Annotated in this window: 12 protein-coding genes and 2 pseudogenes; 8 read left to right on the plus strand and 6 right to left on the minus strand. The window is 32.4% G+C overall.

All coding sequences use genetic code 11. The features are described from left to right. From HMPREF2846_RS13925 to HMPREF2846_RS08190, 4 genes and pseudogenes are all read left to right on the plus strand, one after another. A pseudogene (locus tag HMPREF2846_RS13925) lies at positions 1-176 on the plus strand (ornithine carbamoyltransferase subunit F); the annotation flags it as partial. Positions 177-190: 14 nt separating this feature from the next. Next, positions 191-1123, plus strand: a complete 933-nt coding sequence (gene arcC, locus HMPREF2846_RS08180) for a carbamate kinase (protein WP_002480072.1) — start codon at positions 191-193, stop codon at positions 1121-1123. Between the two features lie 490 nt (positions 1124-1613). Then, on the plus strand, positions 1614-3182 hold the full coding sequence (locus HMPREF2846_RS08185; RefSeq protein WP_070626409.1) for a YfcC family protein: 1569 nt from the start codon (positions 1614-1616) through the stop codon (positions 3180-3182). A gap of 2311 nt (positions 3183-5493) precedes the next feature. After that, positions 5494-6624: a transposase gene (locus HMPREF2846_RS08190; RefSeq protein ID WP_371099753.1), complete on the plus strand. Its 1131-nt coding sequence runs from the start codon at positions 5494-5496 to the stop codon at positions 6622-6624. A 35-nt stretch (positions 6625-6659) separates the two neighbouring features. Here the strand turns inward: HMPREF2846_RS08190 and HMPREF2846_RS08195 are convergent, their stop codons facing one another. The 3 genes from HMPREF2846_RS08195 to HMPREF2846_RS08205 all read right to left on the minus strand — a co-directional run bounded on the left by HMPREF2846_RS08195 (position 6660) and on the right by HMPREF2846_RS08205 (position 10206). Continuing rightward, positions 6660-6998, minus strand: a complete 339-nt coding sequence (locus HMPREF2846_RS08195; RefSeq protein WP_070626404.1) for a nucleotide pyrophosphohydrolase — start codon at positions 6996-6998, stop codon at positions 6660-6662. Next, positions 6991-8739: a DUF2075 domain-containing protein gene (locus HMPREF2846_RS08200; RefSeq protein WP_070626405.1), complete on the minus strand. Its 1749-nt coding sequence runs from the start codon at positions 8737-8739 to the stop codon at positions 6991-6993. Before HMPREF2846_RS08200 ends, HMPREF2846_RS08195 begins: the two co-directional genes overlap by 8 nt. Positions 8740-8937: 198 nt before the next feature. Next, positions 8938-10206, minus strand: coding sequence for an MrcB family domain-containing protein (locus HMPREF2846_RS08205; protein ID WP_176745479.1), 1269 nt, complete (start codon positions 10204-10206; stop codon positions 8938-8940). A gap of 293 nt (positions 10207-10499) precedes the next feature. Here HMPREF2846_RS08205 and lpdA point away from each other — a divergent pair. The 4 genes and pseudogenes from lpdA (at position 10500) to HMPREF2846_RS08225 (ending at position 15155) form a co-directional block, all read left to right on the plus strand. Next, positions 10500-11851, plus strand: a pseudogene (gene lpdA / locus HMPREF2846_RS08210) (dihydrolipoyl dehydrogenase). Positions 11852-11874: 23 nt separating this feature from the next. After that, positions 11875-12822, plus strand: a complete 948-nt coding sequence (locus HMPREF2846_RS08215; RefSeq protein WP_002480079.1) for a thiamine pyrophosphate-dependent dehydrogenase E1 component subunit alpha — start codon at positions 11875-11877, stop codon at positions 12820-12822. Positions 12823-12842: 20 nt separating this feature from the next. Further along, entirely contained in the window at positions 12843-13883 is a 1041-nt protein-coding gene (locus HMPREF2846_RS08220) for an alpha-ketoacid dehydrogenase subunit beta (RefSeq protein ID WP_061055124.1), read from the plus strand. A gap of 18 nt (positions 13884-13901) precedes the next feature. Further along, positions 13902-15155, plus strand: coding sequence for a dihydrolipoamide acetyltransferase family protein (locus HMPREF2846_RS08225; RefSeq protein ID WP_070626407.1), 1254 nt, complete (start codon positions 13902-13904; stop codon positions 15153-15155). 64 nt (positions 15156-15219) lie between these two features. Here the strand turns inward: HMPREF2846_RS08225 and HMPREF2846_RS08230 are convergent, their stop codons facing one another. From HMPREF2846_RS08230 to HMPREF2846_RS14555, 3 genes are all read right to left on the minus strand, one after another. Further along, entirely contained in the window at positions 15220-20454 is a 5235-nt protein-coding gene (locus HMPREF2846_RS08230; RefSeq protein ID WP_070626408.1) for a helicase HerA domain-containing protein, read from the minus strand. Then, entirely contained in the window at positions 20435-21787 is a 1353-nt protein-coding gene (dptG, locus tag HMPREF2846_RS08235) for a DNA phosphorothioation-dependent restriction protein DptG (protein WP_002480084.1), read from the minus strand. Before dptG ends, HMPREF2846_RS08230 begins: the two co-directional genes overlap by 20 nt. Further along, positions 21787-21971: hypothetical protein (locus HMPREF2846_RS14555; protein WP_218086518.1), on the minus strand; the 185-nt coding region annotated here is incomplete at its 5' end. The genes HMPREF2846_RS14555 and dptG, both read right to left, overlap by 1 nt.

Raw genomic sequence — 21971 nt, forward strand, 5'->3', positions numbered from 1 at the left:
TCCACAACACTGACACAACAATCGGTAAACAAATCTTTGATAAACACGGCTTAAAAGAAATGGAAGTTACAGATGAAGTCTTCGAAGGCAAACACTCTGTTGTATTCCAAGAAGCTGAAAACCGTATGCACACTATCAAAGCTGTGATGGTTGCGACTCTAGGAGATATTGGATAAGGAGGACACAAAGTATGGCTAAAATCGTAGTAGCATTAGGAGGAAATGCCTTAGGCAATTCCCCACAAGAACAATTAAAGCTAGTGGAAAACACATCAAAATCACTTGTAGCATTGATTCAAAAAGGCCACGAAGTAGTCATCAGTCACGGCAACGGTCCGCAAGTCGGCAGTATCAACCTAGGATTAAACTTTGCGGCAGAACATGATCAAGGTCCAGCCTTCCCATTCCCAGAATGTGGTGCAATGAGTCAGGCGTACATTGGTTATCAGCTACAACAAAGTTTACAAAACGAACTACACAATTTAGATATTAAGAAACCTGTTGTGACTTTAGTCACACAAACAGTGGTTTCTAAAGAAGACCCAGCATTTGAAAACCCAACAAAACCAATTGGTAAATTCTATGACAAAGATTTAGCAGATACAATTGCTAAAGAACGTAAATACACATTCGTAGAAGATTCTGGTCGTGGCTACCGTCGTGTAGTCCCTTCTCCACAGCCAATTGAAATTGTTGAGCTACCAAGTATTGAAGATTTAATCAATAACGGATCACTCGTTATTGCTGGTGGTGGCGGCGGTATCCCTGTTGTTAAAGACGACCGCGGCGACTTACACGGTGTAGACGCAGTAATCGACAAAGATAAATCAAGTGCGATTCTTGCGGCACACATCAAATCTGATAAGTTAATCATTTTAACTGCAGTCGATTATATCTTCATCAACTTCGGTAAAGAAAACGAAGAAAAATTAACTAAAGTCACTACTGCTGATATGGAAAAATATATTGAAGAAGGTCAATTCGCTAAAGGTAGTATGTTACCTAAAGTTGAAGCATCTCTTCAATTCATTGAAAAGAACCCAGAAGGCGAAGTACTCATTACTTCTCTAGAAAATCTAGATGCTGCATTAGAAGGCAAAGTGGGTACAGTGATTACAAAATAATTCGCTATTGATGATAGGTAATGCTCAATAGATAGTGAATCATGACAGATATATTGATTATAAAAAGTGCCTGAACATGCTTGAACAATCTCACATTTGTTACAACTTGTTCAGGCCTTTTATAAATATTTTGTTACATAATTTATATTCAAGTCCTATCATACACAGAATTTTGAATGAGCGGATTCCGCTGATTCAAAAAAATTTTACGCAAAAATAAAGAGTATTCTTACACTTTAATCTTTGATAACTTTTTTAAGTCCTGCGTTGGATAGCTTTTGAATATAAATTTAACAGCCGAAGAATGTCAAAGTCTATATATCTATCGATAGTCTCTATGACATTTGAAGCTGGAACTAATATATAAATAAAGCGTATGGGCTGAATAAAATGTATCTTGTCTTTTTTATCTGACATTCGAATATGATAACTGCATTTTTGAGATTCCCTTGCTTATAAGGAGATGATTATAATGGATCATGCAAATCAAATGGATGCTGCTAAAGAATCAACAGAGCCCCCTAAAAAGAAGAAAAAATTTAAACTTCGTATGCCTGGTGCCTTTGCCATTTTGTTCATTTTAACAATCGTTGCTGTTATTGCAACATGGCTGATTCCAGCGGGTGCGTATTCTAAATTATCTTATGAACCAGGGTCTGATCAATTAAAAATTGAAAACCCTCATAAAGAAATTAAGAAAGTGCCGGGAACCCAAGAAGAATTAGATAAAATGGGCGTCAAAATCAACATAGAACAGTTTGAATCCGGCGCAATTAATAAACCTATTTCTATCCCAGATACTTACGAAAGATTAAAACAAAATCCAGCAGGACCTGACCAAATTACAAGCGCAATGGTTCACGGAACAATTGAAGCCGTTGATATTATGGTATTCATCTTTGTACTCGGTGGACTAATTGGTGTTGTAAGTGCCAGTGGTTCATTTGAATCTGGATTACTTGCGTTAACGAAAAAGACTAAAGGTCATGAGTTTATGCTCATCTTCATGGTTTCTATTCTGATGGTACTTGGAGGAACCTTGTGTGGTATTGAGGAAGAGGCCGTCGCCTTCTATCCAATACTGGTGCCAATATTCATAGCAATGGGTTATGACTCAATTGTCTGTGTAGGGGCCATATTCTTGGCCAGTTCCGTCGGAACAACCTTCTCAACAATTAACCCATTCTCAGTAGTTATCGCCTCTAACGCTGCAGGTATTGCCTTCACTGAAGGGCTATATTGGCGTATCGCAGGTTGTATCATTGGTGCAATCTTTGTTATTGGTTACTTATATTGGTATACAAAAAAAATCAAAAAGAATCCAAAAGCTTCTTACTCTTATGAAGACCGTGAGAAATTCAATGAACAATGGTCTGTTATGGGTAAAGATGCACATGCGGATCAATTCACTTGGCGTAAGAAAATCATTTTAATCTTGTTCGTTATCCCATTCCCACTTATGGTTTGGGGTGTAATGACTCAAGGTTGGTGGTTCCCAGTCATGGCCGCAATGTTCTTATCTGTAACGATTATTATCATGTTCATTGCAGGTATGGGTAAACAAGGATTAGGAGAAAAAGGAACAGTCGATGCCTTTATTAATGGTGCTTCTAGTTTAGTAGGTGTATCATTAATCATCGGTTTAGCGCGTGGTATTAACTTAGTTATGAATGAAGGATTAATTTCAGATACAATCTTGAAATTCTCATCTGACATCGTATCTCATGTGAGTGGTCCGATATTCATTATTATCTTATTGATTATCTTCTTCTTCCTAGGATTTATCGTACCATCATCTTCTGGTCTAGCAGTACTGTCTATGCCAATTTTCGCACCGCTAGCAGATACTGTTGGTATTCCAAGATTTGTTATTGTAACTGCTTATCAATTCGGACAATACGCAATGTTATTCTTAGCACCTACAGGACTTGTAATGGCAACATTACAAATGTTGGATATGAGATACTCACACTGGTTCCGATTCGTATGGCCAGTTGTAGTATTCGTACTTGTATTCGGTGGTGCAATGTTAGTAACACAAGTATTAATCTACTCATAATTAAAACAAAATTAAATAGGTATTCTGAAGCAGAGATCTGAATAGGTCTCTGCTTTTACATTTATAATAGGAAGAAACTCATGATTTTTTAGCAAAACAGTAAAATTAGTGTATCTATCCAGTAAAAAAAGTGATAGTAAATGGATCGCTGAACAAGTAATATTTTATTACATTGACGAATAACAAATTTATGTATAAATAAAAGAGGCTCATCGCAAACAATTACGATAAGCCTCCACACTTATGAATGATAAAAAAATATTAAATTTAATGATTTTTAATGATACGCATCCAACATATCTTAAAAAATTCTACTTGATTTTAAAGCTGTGGTTTAAACCGCTGCAGTAATTCTCTTTTTCTCATACTGCATCAATTTAAACCCACCGATATGGTGTTTAATAATAATAGGGACACTAACTTTTTTACGCATCCTATTTGTGACGATTTCTCTCTCTATGTCTCAAATAAAAATTCATTTTCTTTTTCTCTCGAATTTTGTATTACAAATTTTCTATATCTCATTGTGATACGAACTTGTAAATAATAGTTGTATCCTTAAAGAAGGAGTGAATTTCTAATACCGATATTTGTCTAACTGGATTTCTAACCAGAAATAATATAACCGTTATGCGAAAGATTGCCTTTCATTAGTTATTTTTTTACCAGCTACAAACCTAATCGGTCAGGTCAATTGAATTACTGTGCTGTTAAACCTTCATGAAGTTCGATCTCTATTTATGAACTCAGCAATTCAATCTTGCACAGTACGCGCACCTTTCACAGCTGCAAATACAAATTGGACTTTGGCCTGTTTTTCTCTCAATTTGTATCAAAGTTGGATTCCTTTTTTGAGAGGTGTTTGTCTTGTGCATGGCTAAATATTAGCATCATATTTTTTGATAGTCAAGAAAAATATTAAAATTTTTATAGATTTTTTTAAAATTATTACGGTTTCATACAATTTCTTGGTGGTTATCACTATCATAAAGTAAAAAATGTTATTTTTCTAAAACCGCACCACAACAACGATTAAAGTAATTTAGCAATATCAAAAAAATCTTGAATTTGTGTTTTTCGAGTTTTAGTGTTGAAAAAACCTTTGTGGTTTACGATAATTTTTCCGCTATATATGAAGTAAAATATTATCGTGATTTTTTTAATAAAAGTTCTTTACTTATCAAAAGTTATCCTATATACTTTTTCTTGTCTTCAAAGCAAGACAAAGATGCTGTCATTTTCTTTTTTGTTTTGAAGCGCAACTTTTAAATTCACAACTTGATGACCCGCCCTTTTGGGCGGTTTTTTTGTTTCTAACAAAGCAAAAAGGCCAGACCATAAAGATAACTTTACGATCCAGCCCAATCAGAATAGAATGTCTAGTCTCATGCTAGAAACGGTTATGTAGCTTCTTGGAAAGACTACATGCTAAAATCTTAGCACTCCCCTATTTCTATTGTCAATCTAATATTTTAAATTTTAAATGAATGTAACCACGCTTTAATTTCCGATAAAAACATACATCTTCTTATCGTTTGCAATATATTCAATTAATCAAAAGAATGGTTAGCTTCTCATTAAATACATCAAACGTTTTAAAATCATATTAAGCAGCTATTTAAAGGCATTCAAACATTCTCTCTGTTTATATTCTAAGTCCTTTTTCATTGTTTGAAATTCAGTATTATCAAACTGTTTTATTATTTTATCGAAAAAGGTGTTTACAAAAATTAAAAAGCACTTTATAATTCAACTATCTCATTACCTCTCTTTGAGGTACATCACTTAAATATAACGCTATATCCCACTCACTTTATTTCATAGCGTTCAATACCATTTCCTCTTACGTTAATATCACATTATTTTCCCTTTAGTCGACAGTCGACATTGTAATTTTATTTTCAGGTAATACTCTAATTGATTCACAAACTAACTGAGCAACTTAGAAACACGCAATTGATACATAACACAACTCAATCTTGTTTAAGATTATCGCAGTTATTTCCAAATCATATTAATTTTAGACATCAGAGAAAGGAAATTTTAATATGCCATATTTTATCCAATACATACTCCCTATACATGAATTTACGAGTATCACAATTCATAACTTCAATCTTTACTTCCAACTGACAGGTGCGCGCTTATGAATAAGCACTACATGACTATAAATTAATTTATTTTCAATTTAGCTTACACATTATTAATTCAATGACATCCAGACAGGAGAATATTTTCATGACTCAATTTCATAAAGAACCGCACATGACCTACCCTATTTCAAACTTAGTTTCTGAAATCAAAGAAAGAGTTGATTTCTTTAACACAACATCTTCATCATGAATATCCACTCAACGTAGTAAAAATATTACGTGACAATTATATCCCTATCTCAAACTTAACTACTGAGGCTTACCAACAAGGTTATCGTCTTAAAATGGGGCAACTGGATATCAACTTTCCTAAACGTCTGTTCACTGAATTCGAACCTTCTGTTGTCTTAAGTTATGCATTACCTGAAGCAGCGATGTGTATTTCATTGCTGGAAAATCATATTCATGGTTTAACACAAGGTTCAATTCATAATGCGCTCTATTATTTTTGGGGACACTCCATCACTGAATCTCACATCTCCCAGTTAAAAAATGTGTTGAGTCTTAAAACAAATACATGGCGCAAACGCATGCTTGATCGTACTCACTATCACTTTATTCATGCTCATACCCTTCAACTCCCTGTATTTGACGGTGCGCATATTGACTTTGCGAAACTCTATACAATCACTGGCATCAATGAATATGGATATAGAGATATTTTAACTTTGACTGTTTCTTTTGAAGAAGAAAATGTGGTTTGGACACAACTCTTCAATGAATTGAAAAATCGTGGGATGAACCCGCCTTTAATGATTTCTGCTGACCTATCACCTACTTTAATGAAAATATGTTCAGAACATTTTCCAACGATGAAATATCAAGTATGTTCTAGATCTATGAGAATTACGTTAAATGAAGCTTTTGAACGTGTCTTAAATACTGATGACTATGCTAAACCGCCAAAAGACGTTGCGAAACAAGCACGTCAACTGGTAGCTGCACTATTCGAGCCTAATACTGAATATCAAGTCAATGTCGAAATCAAAAAAGAATTAGAAAAAATAACGAAAGACTATCCAAGTTTTGAGGAAGGTATAAATTTATTAAATCAATACTTTGAAAGATGCTTTACGTATCTGACAATACCTGTCGCACCTAACTACAACTATGTACTGACAAGTAATAGCGCAGAACGTATCAATAAAGAAGTTAAGAAAATGAGTGAATGCCCTTATATTTATGCGAGCCCAGAATCAGCAGAGCTGACGATTTCTTGTTTTATGAAACATTTGGAGTTCAACAACTTCTTTAAGCGAATAAAGCTTAAAAACAGAGAGCTCTATTAAATAATTAAAGGACTGCGATAAGCAGTCCTCACATGTTATAACTCTGTATATTTTTTATTTGAATCTTTAGCTTTCTCTACTGGATACTTAATCGCATTTTTCTTCAACTTTTCGCGGATAATATCATCAATATTCATCTCTAAGTTATCCGCAATCATGTAGCTGTATATCAAGACATCTGCCAACTCTTCAGCGATACGCTCACGCTTTGTCTCGTTGACTTCTTCAGGCTGTTTCCACTGATACAGTTCTAAAAGTTCAGATGCTTCAAGTGATAAAGAAATTGTGAGATCTTTTTCATTATGATAAGGTCTCCAGTTTCTCGCATTACGAAAATCATTAATTTCTTGGATGAGTTGTTCTGTATTATTCATGGTTTATACCTCCATTAGCGGCACGTTTAAGTTCATTTTGCAAAGCTTCATCTACTGCGTAAATATATAAGCCGTTGACGCCGCGTGTTAATAAGACGTTTAATTCATTCTTAAGCAATTTTTCTGTGAATTTAGCTTTAGTATTATCTGAGAGTGTTCTGTTTCTAGTTGCTTTTTGATTATAACTTTCTGAACCGTCAAAAATAATTTTACCATCTCTAAATTTAACAGATGGACCAATAATCACACCTGCATAATTTAAATCGAAGCCTTGTACGGTAAATGTTGAACCTACTTCATCAATAGTTTGACTTTGTTCAGGCCAAGATAAAGATTTTTCTCGTTTATTAACTTTAAGTTGACTGTTCCAAGGCATGCTCCATTCACCAATGCGTACACGCCAATAATCCGCTTCTTCAGGTGCTTTACTATTATACTTCCAGTCATACGTTGCGAGTAAACGTGAAATACCAGAGTCTTGAGATTGAGCTTTATTTCGTATTGCTTGTTCTAGCTGCTTAGGTTGATCAAATATTTTAATATCATACTTATCATCTTCAGGAATATTATCAATGGTTTGTTTATCTATGAGGCGACGAATCCAATCTACAGTATCTTCATTACTATTGATGCGCATTTGATTATTAAGATGTATGTGATTATTATTTGCTTTAGTTTCTGACACCAATTTTTCTAACTGGTCTGCTTCTATTACTTGTTCAGTACTTAAGATTTGGTTTCTATCAAATACCGCAATAACTACTTTTGCTCGGGCAATTAAATCTTTCAGTTGGTTTTGTCCACGGTAAGATTGCTTACCTTGTGTCCATAATAAGTGCGCTTCATCTACAATGATTACATCTACTTTATCCTCAGTACTGCGCTGATTAATAAAGCTGGTAGGTTTGTTTACTATCGCTTGTTTTTTATTCTTTGGATCATACAATCCTAATTTCTTCGCAATTTCTTGATAAACTTTTAATTGTTCATCATGATTGACTAACAAATACACACTTAAAGGCTGGTTATCATTTTCTTCTAACAACGTTCGTTTTAAATCAAAGAATAAGCTGCTCATTAATACGGTTTTACCTGAACCCGCTTCACCTTCTACCAACACCAGCTGTTCTTCTAAGTTATTATGTAACGCTACTTTTATCTTACCCGTTATCGCTTCTTTTGCTTTATTTTGTTCCTGAGTCAATTTATGAAACGGCGAAGCTTTAAATATCGCTGAATCTCTAATAATACTTTCTACTGGGAATAAAATATTATTCTCTTTATTCAACTTCTTCCAAATATCCGTAAAGATATCATCTAATTGATCAGCTGTATAATAATCGTTTTGTTGGTTTGCTCTCTTATTATAGATGTATTCAATGCTATCAACACTTGATAAATACTGCATCAAACGATTCTCCACATCTAACGTTAGAGATTTATTGAAATAGCGATGACCAATCACATACATAGTCGACGTTAACGACAACGAAAAATCTGCCCAATAAGGTACTGTCTTCGCATCCGTCAATAAATGCTGAGAAGTACGCTCCTTAATATCAGCTGTCTCCCCTACATACACCTTAAAACCCTTTTGCTTATCATCATTAATGATATAAACCGTAGGATACTTCAACAGATACTTCGAATCCTCAGAGCCTTCCCATACGTCCACAAAATGATTTAAATCCTCCATTGAATACTTTATTTGTTTAATTATCGGCTTTCTTTTCCTATTCATTTTAATCACCTAATACACCATTAATATTGTAGTAATAAAATACTACACGCCTATTTAAGATAATTATAAGTGTCAGTGAATAGGAAAACAATAAATGACAACTTATAACTTCAAAACCATTTAAATAATAAAAGGCAGGAAATATTAGTTGACACATCTCTATCTTTTCAAACTTTAATACTGTTTCTAATAGTATCTTTATTTATCATCTTTAGTATTGAATATTTTATACTGTACGGGTTGTACTTCAAACACTTTTTCGACCATATCTTCTATATGCGCAAAAGAATCATAATTTTTATAAGGGTCCACAATAAATGCTTTAGGCTCGCTACTATCCACATTATATATTCTAATAATTAGATACCTTCCAGGATTTTCATACATTGCATTTAGTTCGTTTAAAGAGAAATAATATGGTTCATCTTTCCTTGTTGACTTAGTAGTTTTAATTTCTACAAGTTTTTTTATTGGATCTGAAAAATTAGTAGGGTCAAACGCTTCCATATCATAACCATAACCGTGTTTTTGTCCCATAGAAGTATCAATAAGATCAAAAAACTTTTCTTTTAATTCATTGCTAGTAATGTTTTCTTTAATTAAGTTCCTAAAGTATTTTTCAGCTAATTCTTCGCCTGTATTTCCTGTTAACTTTTTTTCATAATTTGCTTTTTCAATATCATCATCCGTAACCCTCTTAGTACTTACTTTAGTTTTCTTAGAATAATTACTTTTTTGTGGTGGGTTAACTATAGATAAACTTACTCCTATGTTTTTTTCTTTCACTTTGTCTAGTTGATTTTGCTCATTAATATTATTCATATCCTGCAATATAGAGTTGTAAAACTCTCTTGTTACTTTCTTCGTAAGGTTATCGTATAGTTGAATAAAGTTATTAAGATCTTTGTGTAATTCTTGAACATTAAGGTCATCAAATGCATAGTACTTGTGTACTATTGATGTGTGAGCATAACCAAATGGCAGAAGATTTGTTTGAGTATCATATTTGCTATCACCATTCTTACTGTATAAAAACTTTCCAAAATTATACTCATTATCCTCTACATACTCTCCAATTTTTTTGGATAAGGACAATGCATATTGTTTTTTATTGACAAACGTTCCTTTATAAACTTTTTCAACTTCTGTCCAGCCTAATGCCAAATCAAGATATACCCCTTTTCCTTCAGGATGAAGTAAAAAAGCAATATAATATCCTTCTTGTGTAGATTCACTAATTGCTGGATTAAATATTGCAACCCAAGGAACAGCACTATAATTTCCTGTACCTACTTTTCCTTTAACTATTTTATTGTTTAAATTAAAATTTTCCCGAAGATAATTCGGCAACTTATTTTGTACAACTTCTTTGTATTCTTTACCTTTATTCCAATCTTTATCTGCTGTGATATTGTGTTCTAAAATTTCTTTCTTTAATCCTAATGATTCTTTGAATAACTCTTCCATATTCATCCCACCTGTATGATATTTTCACTTTTTATTTATCGAACTTTACATACTTGCATGACAAATTAACAGTACATATCAATTTATATCATTATAGCAATAATTTCTTCTAACTTTAATAATAACTATGTATTTTACATGAATTGGAGCTAACCATTCATGGTAATTCTCAGAGTCAGAGTATATTTATTTGAATATTTAGAAAATATTAAGTAAAATGAGAATAAACTAAGTAAGCGCTTACATAGTGAATGTTTACTTGTTTCCATCTTTTATATTAAGGGGGAGATAATTTGAAACAATATGACTTAGTTGTTATTGGCGCTGGCCCTGGTGGTTATGTTTCTGCTATTCGAGCAGCACAATTAGGTTTAAAAGTAGCTATCGTTGAAAAACAGTATTTTGGGGGGCCTGTTTAAACGTTGGCTGTATACCATCCAAATTATTATTAGAATATGGTAAAAAAGTTCAAAACATTAACATTGCTGACTCTTGGGGAATACACACTGAAAATTTAGACATAGATTATTCTAAATTGCTCTCTAGATCGAAGACAGTAATTTCTCAATTAACTGGTGGTGTTGAGCATTTACTTAAACAAAACAAAGTTGATCAGATTAAGGGTGAAGCAATTGTAAACGAAGACTTAACCATTAAAGTTGATCAGCAAACCATCAAGGCTAAAGACATTATTCTTGCAACTGGCAGTACTCCATTCGTTCCTCCTATCCCTGGACTAAAAGAAACAAACTATCACACTACAGACACTATCTTCAAAATCGAAAAACTACCAAAGCAATTAGCAGTAATTGGTGGTGGCGTTATTGCTACAGAAATCGCATCATCAATGGCTGACTTAGGTGTTAAAGTGACAATTATTGAAGTCGCTGATGATATCTTACTCACTGAAACTAAAGAAATCCGCTCCGTATTAAAAGAACATTTAGATTCTCAAGACATTACAATTTTAACGCAATGCACAATTGATAAGGTTACCCAAGATCATATCCAATTAAAAGATCAAAAAAATATTAACTTTGATACCCTGCTTGTCGCGACTGGCAGAAAACCGAACCTTCAAGTCATTAATGAACTCAATATCGAAAAAGATGAAAAATCATTTTTAAAGGTTGATACAAATTATCAAACTAGCATCCCACACATTTATGCCGTTGGAGATTTAGTAAATAGTTATCAGCTTGCTCATACTGCGAGTGCTGAAGGAATCATGGCAACAGAAAGTATTGCTGGTTTAAAACCTAAAGCAATTCAAAATGAAATGATTCCACGTTGTATCTATACGCGTGTGGAAGCCGCTTCAGTAGGATTATCTCAAGAACAAGCAGAAGAACAAGGTTATAAAGTTAAAACAGTCGAAGCTCAATTCCAAAGTAATGCTAAAGCTTTGATTGAGGGAGAAACAGATGGTTTTATTCAACTCGTTATTGATACTCAATATAGTGAAATATTAGGTGGTTTTATTACCGGGCCTAATGCTACTGAGTTAATTGGTGAACTGCTAGGTGTAAAAGTATCTGAAGGAACAATAGAAGAATTATCGCAAGTGATTCAACCTCACCCTTCTCTTTTAGAAGTAATGGGAGAATCTGCAGATAGTTATCTAAATAAAGCAATTCATAAATAGCTATTTTTAAGGGGGAATTAGTTATGAATAAAGAAGAAGCACGCTGGATCTATAAAACAATGAATGAAATTCGTGAATTTGAAGACAAAGTACATGAGATATTTGGCAAAGGAGAAATCCCTGGATTCGTGCATCTATACGTTGGCGAAGAAGGTGTCGCAACGGGTGTAATGGCTTTATTAGAAGATGATGACTATATCACGAGTACACACCGAGGACACGGACATGCTATTGCTAAAGGTTGCGACTTAAACGGTATGATGGCTGAAATCATGGGTAAACGAGACGGCTTAGGTCATGGTAAAGGCGGCTCAATGCACGTGGCAGAAATAGATAAAGGTATGCTCGGTGCCAATGGTATTGTAAGTGGCGGTTTCGGCTTAGCAACTGGTGCTGGTATTTCTTTAAGAAACCAAGGCAAAAATAATGTTGCTGTATGCTTCTTTGGAGATGGTGCAGCAAACGAAGGAAACTTCCATGAAGGCTTAAACTTCGCTTCGATTTTAAACCTGCCTGTTATCTTCGTTTGTGAAAACAACCAATTTGGTGAAGGTACTACACATAAATATGCAAGTGCATCAGAAACAATTGCTGAGAGAGCTTCAGCTTATAACATGCCTGGTGTTTATGTAGATGGAATGAATGTAGTGGAAGTATATGATGCAGCTAAAGAAGCTATCGAACGTGCTAAAAATGGCGAAGGTCCTACGCTTATAGAGTGTGATACTTATCGTAAGTATGGACACTTTGAAGGCGATGAACAAAAAGTAAAATCAAAAGAAGACCGAAATGCTGATCGTAATCCAACTGAAGAATTCCGAAAATATGCCATTGAAAATGACTTGTTAACTGAAGATGAAGCAAATGAAATTGAAACAGCTGCGAAAAAAGCTGTAGAAGATGCAGTAGAATTTGGTGAAAATAGTGAATTACCAGATTTAGATTCTTTATATAAAGATGTATTTGCATAAGCTTAAAGGGGGAACTGACAATGGGAGAAGAACGTAAAATCACATTTATGAAAGCCGTAAACGAAGCAATGGATATTGCGATGGAACAAGACGAAAACGTTATATTAATTGGTACTGATGTAGCCGGCGGTGCAGATGTTGATCACTTACAAGATGATGATTCATTCGGTGGTGTATTCGGTGTTACAAAGGGATTAGTTAAAAAATATGGACGTAATCGCGTAATCGATACTCCTATCGCTGAACATATTACTTTAAGTTCCGCAGTTGGTGCTGCTGCAACAGGCTTAAGACCTGTGGCAGAATTAATGTTCAATGATTTTATCGGATTTGGACTTGATCCTATTTTAAACCAAGGTGCAAAAATGAGATATATGTTTGGCGGTAAAGCCAAGATTCCAATGGTAGTTAGAACTGTCCATGGTGCTGGCGCTGGTGCCGCTGCGCAACACTCACAAACGCTATATAATATTTTTGCTAGTATTCCTGGTGTTAAAGTAGTAGTTCCTTCTAATCCATATGATGCTAAAGGATTACTTTTAGCAGCGATTAAAGACGATAATTTAGTTGTTTACTCAGAAGACAAAACATTACTAAGTATGAAAGGTGACGTCCCTGAAGGAGACTATATTGTTGAGATTGGAAAAGCTAATGTTGTACAAGAAGGCGATGACTTAACAATTGTAGCAATAGGAAAAATGGTACAGACAGCTTTAGACACTGCTGAAAAGTTATCTGAAGATAATATTTCAACTGAAGTCATCGACTTACGCTCAATTTCTCCATGGGATGAAGAAGCGGTATTAGAATCAGTAAAGAAAACAGGTCGTTTGATTGTGATAGATGAATCTAATCCTCAATGTAATATAGCTGGAGATGTCGCTTCAGTAATTGGTGATATTGGATTCGATTACTTAGATGGACCTATTAAAAAAGTTACTGCTCCAGATACACCTGTACCTTTCGCTCAAAACTTAGAACAAGCATACATTCCAAGTGTAGAAAAAGTATTAGATGTAGCTGATGAACTAATTGCTGATTTAAAGAAAGTAAAATCTTAAGTTAAGGGGGTGGATAAAATGAGCACAAATATTATGATGCCTAAACTAGGCATGACAATGAAAGAAGGAACTGTTGAAGAATGGCATGTACAAGAAGGTGATTCAGTAAATAAAGGTGACATCATCGTTTCAATCAGTTCAGAAAAATTAACACAAGATGTTGAAGCCCCTGCTGACGGAACTATTATAAAAATCACTACTCAAGCCGGTGAAGAAGCGAAAGTCAAAACACCTATTGGGGTTATAGGAGAAAGCGGAGAGACTGTTGAAGAAAGTGAGCAAGAAAACAGTTCAGAAAAAGATGAAACTTCTGAAGAAAAAGATGCGAATTCAAATGATACTAACGAGTCTCCATCTCCTAAAGAAGTTAATGCTACTCAGAATAAAGGAGAACGTATATTCATTTCTCCTCTGGCACGCAATATGGCAGATAAAAACAATTTAGATATCTCTCGTATCGAAGGCACAGGCGGAAATGGAAGAATTACTAAACTTGATATACAGCGCGTTCTTGAAAATGTATTAGATAAAGAGAGCCAAGAAACAACTGATACACCTTCTGCTGCTTCTGTTTCATCTTCTACTGCAGGAGAAGGATTAAATCCAATACGTAAACGTATTGCTCAAAATATGCGTCAGAGTCTCGAACAAACAGCACAACTTACTCTGCACCGTAAAGTTAATGCTGATCCGTTATTATCATTTAAAGAAAAATTGTCTACAGAGCTAAGTAATGCTGGACAAGATGTGAAGTTATCTATCACAGCATTACTCGCTAAGGCTGTAGTATTATCACTAAAAGAGTATAAAAAAATTAATGTCCGTTATGAAAATGGTGAGCTTCAAGAATTTGATGAAGTACATCTAGGTATTGCGACATCATTAGATGATGGACTGATGGTGCCTGTGATTAAAGAAGCGGATAGTAAAAGCATCGGGGCATTAGCAAATAAAATTAAAGATGCTGCAGAAAAAGTGCGTAATGGTGAAACTAATGATGTTGTCTTATCTGGTGCTACATTTACAATCACGAATATGGGTACAAGTGAGATTGAGTACTTTACTCCAATTTTAAATGTGGGTGAAGCGGGTATCCTAGGTGTTGGCGCTATGCAATCAGAAGTTGTTATACAGGATGGCAATGTAAAGCAAATTCAACGTTTACCACTCAGTCTAACATTTGATCACCAGTTATTAGATGGTGCTGATGCTGCAGAGTACTTAAAAGTGTTAGCAAGATATGTGGAGAATCCTTATTTATTAATATTATAATTATAAAGAACCAGGTCTGTGTATGAAATCAACAGACCTGGTTCTTTCATTTTTATGTTATATATTATCTCTCTTCTAATGGAGTAATATCTAATACTTCTGTAACTTTTTTTAATTCATCATTAACCATTGCATAGCCATTAACCATACATTGTCCCTTACTTAAAGAAGATAATTGATTTTCAATTCTTAATCTTGAATTTTTATCTGTGGCAATTGTTCTACTTACATTAGTTATTTGATCTTCTGGAGGGGCAAAGTGAATTTGTAAAGCTGCATTATAAAGTGCTGCAGTATCTCCACCAGAATTCTTTATAGAATTAATGGACTGAGTAGCTAACCAGGATGACCAACCGAATTTACGGCCTTCCTTTAGAATCTTAGTTGTAGGTGAAGATTCTTTATGGTTGAGGTTCTGCATTTCATCTAATAACACTGGTATAGGAGAGTTTTTATCCCCTTCTCTTTCTGTAAAGTTGTATAGATCCCATAATAAAAATTCTGTAATAATTTTCTGTATTTCTGGGGTATATCCTTTTAATTGGAATATATTAACATCTCCGCTGTTTCCAAATACATCCTTCCAGTTAAATGAATTGTTTTCATATGCAAATGGATCCTTGTTCAATAAGTTACTTATTCTACCTTGTAAATTTAACGATTGAGCAGTATCTTCATCTATCAATCTTTGTTTTATAATTCCAAAAGTAAGTTTTTCATCAAAAGTACTTAGACCACTTCTAATATGTTCTTTCAATAAACTGCTTTGTTGAATACCTAAGCTAAAAACAAAATCAATGATTTGAACGACTCTATCTGCAATATCTTCATTTGTTTCTTCTATCAAAAATCCTCCCAAATCAATGTTATTTCTCTTAAACGGATTGATGGGCAATTTATCTTTGAAAATATATTCGATTTTAAGCTGATCTTGCAGTCTATTTTTAAATTCATCTTCTAATTGTGTCTCTAAGAACCCATCTGTATAATCGACTACTAAACTATCAATATGATTTTTTGACATTTCATACAACAGACATTGCATAAAATAAGTTTTACCTTGCCCTGATTTTCCACTAATTAGTAAATGACGATTAGGCAAGCCTTTATTGCCATATTCCCAATATAGCTTTTCAACACTTCCATGTATATTGCCTAACAAAATCCTTTTTCCTTCAACTTTATTTTCAACTTTGAAATCACCACTTTTCGATTCAAAGACATTAGTATCCTCAGGAGGAGTAATGATAGGTGGAGCATCCTCTGATACAGGAACCTCAGTTGGAGTGTCATCTGTATTCGAATTACTATTCGGTTCAACTTCAATTGTTAGAGGTTTGTTGTTGTCTTCACCATTATCTTTACCTGTATCTTTTTCCGAATCAATGTCTATATTGCTTAGTTTCAATCCTTTTTTGCCACTCTGTATTTCATTTTTCAAATCTTCGTAACTTTTTTCAGCATCTATATAGGCATCATATTCAGTCAAATGAAGTTCAGCAATATTATTATCTAATTGCTTAGTAATTTTCCTATAACTGTTACCTTCAGTGAAAAATACTGAAATCCCTTTTGCTGTAGACATATTAAAATTATTACTAAATTTAATTTTATTGTTTAATACATCTGTCTTACTTTCCAATACTTTGACTTTCTTTTCATCTTGAATTACACCATTATCAATAAATTTTTTCAAGTTCCCAAAGTATATATTGGCGAAGAAATATCTATAATAATCTCTAGTAAATGAAATATCATCATCATTTATTAGATGCTTATTAAGTACCTTATATAATTCCGAAACTTGCAATGAAGCTTTATTTAACACTGATGAGTCATTTATTCCTACTTTAACCTCAGTAGGTAATAGATAAAATACTCCTTCATTATTTTCGTCTAACTCAAATCCAACAAATAATAAATCATCAGAAATAGACCCTTTATGTTTTAATTCTTTTGCTGAGAAAATATCCGTACTCGCATCTAGACCTTGCTGTCTACTTACTCTTATAATTTCTTCTAATGATACTGGAATCCAAGTAATGTCACTTCTCTCAAGTAAAGCAAGTATTGTTTTGTATGCAGCAATTATGCTTAGTTTTTCTCTTACCTTATTATCTACTTCAAGACTTCTACTACTTCTTGTACCTATAATGGATAATAACCATTCTCCGTTCAAGATATTAAATGAGCGAATTATAGATTCCATATTTTCAGGTTGGAAATTTACATTCACTTTATTTAAAAATTCTTTTAACACATTTTCATATTGAGATGTGTTGTTAGTCACAGTGATGGACTCATAATTAAATGATGAGGTTTGGTCATTATAATGAATAACATAAAGATCTTGTTCATTATCATTGAAATAAGACAAATCTACTGACGGGTCAATAAATGTTACCCAGTTTGAATTATCAAATATTGGTTGCAGGTTTTGTTCCGATAAACTAATTACATTATTAGCTATAACTTCATTCTTTTTATATGGATTTAGACGTCTATTTTGATTATTAGAAACAAAACTATTCCATATTTTCGCACTATTAACGAGAGTATTATGAGATGTCAGACCCTTTACACCAAAACCAGATACGAAGCTATTTCCCATTTTCGTATAAGTTAGATCAGAAAGTAACCCATCATGAGCAATAGAACAGTTTAATTTGTTAAAGTCATTAACACTGAACTGAGGTTTCTGATCAAAGTTTAAAAATGTGATATGAAATAGATTGTCACTATGGTTAAAGTATATGTTGATTTTATCTTTCAATGTTTTTATAACATCTTCTTCATTATTGTTTTTCAATTTGTTTGGAACTTTAACTCCAAGCATTTCTGTTAGTTCCTTATAACTTTTCAAATTATAAAACTCTTCGAATACTGGACTTTCAATCTCATTATCAGCTTTATCTAAGAAGATGTTAATTGGATTGATTAAACTTATATAACGGTTGTTCGTGAAGTCATTTAAAATATATTCACAAACACCTTTTAATACCATCTTATAATTTTCTATATCAACAAATCTTGTATTTAGTGAAAACTCATCGCTAATGCTAAACAAATATTTGAAATGCTTTTTAAAATCAGACAGTCTAGATTTTATTATATTACTTAATTTTTCAGCATTCGCTTTATTTTTTGAAGTATAGGGTTTGAAAATAATACCTCTTGGATAATAATCTTCATAATTTGAGAAATAATATTGATCCTCTTCTACAAAATATGGCAAAAGACCAGCAGAATTAAATTTTCTTAAAATCTTTTCTGGTATTTTACTATCTTTAATCATTTTGGTTTTTTGAATTTCATATCTTAAAACCAATGGGTGTAAAGGCGTAAGATATAAAATACTATCTCCTTTAATAACACCTACTTCATGAATATTTTGAGTGTAAATATCATCTACCTTTTCATTATCTTTTAATTCATTCAATTCTTGCTCAAACAAAGCACAATATTCTTCTGCTTTCTCTAAAAGACTACCTTCTAGATACATTAAACTTGGTAAAGTGTTGTACCTTTTTATTTCTGCTAATAGATCATCATAGACTTCAGTTAGTGCTGGTTTTAATTCTATCCTATCTCCGTAAAAATTATCATCGATGATTTTCCCGCACATATAATCATTGTTCATCATGTTTTCTTCAAAATTTAATAAATCTTTAAATGTAGTGTATAGGTGGTATTCTTCGTTACCTTGTATTACCTTTTTGTTTTGATTTTCTATTGATAATTTTTTATCATATAATTTCTTCATCAAAGCAAAACCAGATATAGGGGCTAATTTTTTAGAAATTTCACTTAATGTCAATTTATAATAAACTTCATTAATATTTAAAGTTATATAAATATTAGCTTCGTCTTCCGCAATCAAATTATTGAATTTAAATTTATTTTCAGATTGTATATCAAAAGTTTGACCATTCTCTCTAACAGTCACTTCTCTTGGTGGCTGATTGTTTATTAAAAGTTCATTTTCTATATCTTTCACTGATATTTCTACCATTTTTGTCTTTGAATCATACTTCAAAGAGTAATCAGTCTTTAAACTTTCAATCAATTCACTACTAAAATTAACAACTAATATCCTGAATTTGAAAGTTAAAGAATTATTATTATTGTGTTTGTAACTAAATTCAAAATAGTGGTCATCATTCTCGTTAAGCTTTGATGTATCAATAATAATATTTTTTCTTTGAGCTTTTATTTCCACTTCTTCTTTTGAATTATTTGTCAAATTTAAATTTTTCATACCTCGTTTAACAATATAATTACTTTCGGGTGGAATATCAAAAGGAAGTTTAACTTTTTCTAAATGTTCACCATTTTTAAAAATAACTATACTTCGTTCTCGTTGTTGAACCTTAGTTTTCCCTTTAGGTTTGTCCCATACTTCTATATTTTTAAATTGTTCTAAAAAATCTTCTTCAAGATAATTCATTTGAATACGTTTTAATTGGTCCATAGCATCTTTACTGTTTTTAACAGTCTCAAAATCCATTTCGTACCAATCATCTTTAGAAAGGGAATTTACTACTTTTTCATTATCAAAATTTTCTTCTAAACCTTCTTTTGGGTTCCCTCTATCATGGAAATAGTTAACATCATCAAACAACTCTTTATTTTTCTCTAATCTATTCTTTATTTCTTTGTTAGAGAAAGTTCCAATTTGTTTATCTTCAAATAATCCTAGTTGGAAATAGTTTTCTTTGTCTATTTTCCCTTGTTCTATAATGCTAAATACAGCTTCAAAATCCATCAAAGTATACTTAACTAATTCATCGTCAAATGTATTATTGATCACAAATTCCATTACAATTTTTTCATGGTCTTCTAATTGACTCTTTCTATTACTTACTTGTTTTTTCAAATCATTTCTTAAAGTACGAGTGTGAAATGGTGCTCCTTGTTTTGCTAAATCGAAAGCTCCTCCTGTTATACTATCAAGATCTTCACTGATTACAAATATAACTACAGAGTTTTTCCATTCATTCTCCTGTAAGGAAACTTTGTTACGAATAGTAACTAAAAAGTCATTCTTAACCCCTTGTTTTGCAAATACAAAAATAACATTACGATTTTGAATTTCTATTGATTCGGTTGAAAATTGAAATTCTTTACTTTCAAACATTTTTATCTTTTTATTTTCAGTATGATAAATCGCTCTTTGCAGTTTTTCTATTTCAGCTTCATTGTTTAATATAAGGAAATATCTATCTCCTGAGTTCAGAGTACTCTCTTCAAGGAAAGAGATGAGTTTTCCGCTTAAAAAATTATAATATTGGCTTGACATACTTAGCCTCCCCACTATCGCTTTTTTTATCTAAAATATTCATTTTTTCATATAATTCCACTATTTCTTCTTTTGAATATCTATCTAAAAATACTCCTCTTTTTTCAAATTCATTGAACACTTCAGTAACTATCATTTTTTCACTTTTAACAATTAGGGCTGTTAATAAGATAATCAATTCTTTTCTAAGAGTTAGCACTTTTCCTAGTTGTCCTCTTCTTTTCAAGAAATATAGATCTCCTATTTCTTCGATAGATTTAGGAAACCTTGATATTGTCTCATTAGAAACATCATTAACAAGCCAATCTCTAAACATTAAAATTTTGTCGTCTAAATCTTCCGGTATAAATTCTTGTTTTGACATAGATGTTTTGTACATTTCTAGAACTGTTTTTAATTCATCATCTAACTTTTGTCTATCACTGTTATCCATATTTTTTATGTCTTGTAAAGAGTAGAAAGTTTCGTATTCTAACAACTCATTTAAATACCCTATCAAGTTATCATTAGCTAAAATATTTTTATAAATACTTTTTATTAAGTTGAAACCTCTTTTATTCGTTATTCTTGTACTCGTTATCTTTTCTGAATCTAATGTATAGTACAATTCAAACAACTTACTATCATCGACATTAAAGCGATCTATAGTAAGAACCGTCTGCATTAAAAACTGAAAATAATAAAAGGAGAAGAACAAGCTTAAATTTTTTATAGCAAAGTCTTTATGTTCCAAAAGAAATGATAAATCTTCAAATCTTTCTCGAAAAATTTCTTTATTAATTAGTACAAATTGATTATCAGTTTTTTGTTGGGGGATCTTTTCTAATGATTCAATTAGAATATCTTCAACTAAGTTAGATGTAGATCTATCACTTATAAACTTTTTCCAGTTCTCGTCATTACTTAAATCAAAGATTTTCATGATAAATTTTGCAACATCAACTTCTCCCTTTTTTTCATTATTTTCACTGAGAGTATAATAATTTAATAGGAATGGGTGCCTAAAAGACTTTATAGATGATTCATTAAATAAATTTGAAAGAAATTTATGCTTTTCATCTTCTCCCATTTCAAAACCATCTAATAATTGAACACTGTCAACATTTTCCACAATATTATCTATATTATAGTTATCTGTTAAATATACAGGGTCCCAACCTATACTCATTCTTGATAAAGCTCCTATTACAGGTTCAAAACCTTGTGAAAACTTAGCCCTTTCTGGATTTCTTGTAAAAAAGGGCAGTAGTTTGTTTTTGAAATTTCTTTTAAAGTTAGGCTTATCATTAGAGAGTTTTAATTTATTTATTAACTGTGTACTTAAATCTGCCATTATTTTACCTCCTTAATTTCGTATCCTAAAAACCCTTTTTGTACTTGGTATTTTTTGTTATTTTCAATAAGACTTATTATAGTTTTTTCTTTAGACACAGATTCATTAAGAATTTTTTCAACGAATTCAGAAAAGACTATAGAGTCTTTCCAGACCGTAGACAAACTACCGTTATAACTTGAAA

Source organism: Staphylococcus sp. HMSC056G08, from assembly GCF_001812305.1.
GTDB lineage: Bacteria > Bacillota > Bacilli > Staphylococcales > Staphylococcaceae > Staphylococcus > Staphylococcus simulans.

Coding starts and splice junctions, on each gene's coding strand:
- arcC (WP_002480072.1), top strand. CDS start 191: ATGGCTAAAATCGTAGTAGCATTAGGAGGAAATGCCTTAGGCAATTCC.
- HMPREF2846_RS08185 (WP_070626409.1), top strand. CDS start 1,614: ATGGATGCTGCTAAAGAATCAACAGAGCCCCCTAAAAAGAAGAAAAAA.
- HMPREF2846_RS08195 (WP_070626404.1), bottom strand. CDS start 6,998: ATGAATAATACAGAACAACTCATCCAAGAAATTAATGATTTTCGTAAT.
- HMPREF2846_RS08200 (WP_070626405.1), bottom strand. CDS start 8,739: ATGAATAGGAAAAGAAAGCCGATAATTAAACAAATAAAGTATTCAATG.
- HMPREF2846_RS08205 (WP_176745479.1), bottom strand. CDS start 10,206: ATGGAAGAGTTATTCAAAGAATCATTAGGATTAAAGAAAGAAATTTTA.
- HMPREF2846_RS08215 (WP_002480079.1), top strand. CDS start 11,875: ATGAATAAAGAAGAAGCACGCTGGATCTATAAAACAATGAATGAAATT.
- HMPREF2846_RS08220 (WP_061055124.1), top strand. CDS start 12,843: ATGGGAGAAGAACGTAAAATCACATTTATGAAAGCCGTAAACGAAGCA.
- HMPREF2846_RS08225 (WP_070626407.1), top strand. CDS start 13,902: ATGAGCACAAATATTATGATGCCTAAACTAGGCATGACAATGAAAGAA.
- HMPREF2846_RS08230 (WP_070626408.1), bottom strand. CDS start 20,454: ATGTCAAGCCAATATTATAATTTTTTAAGCGGAAAACTCATCTCTTTC.
- dptG (WP_002480084.1), bottom strand. CDS start 21,787: ATGGCAGATTTAAGTACACAGTTAATAAATAAATTAAAACTCTCTAAT.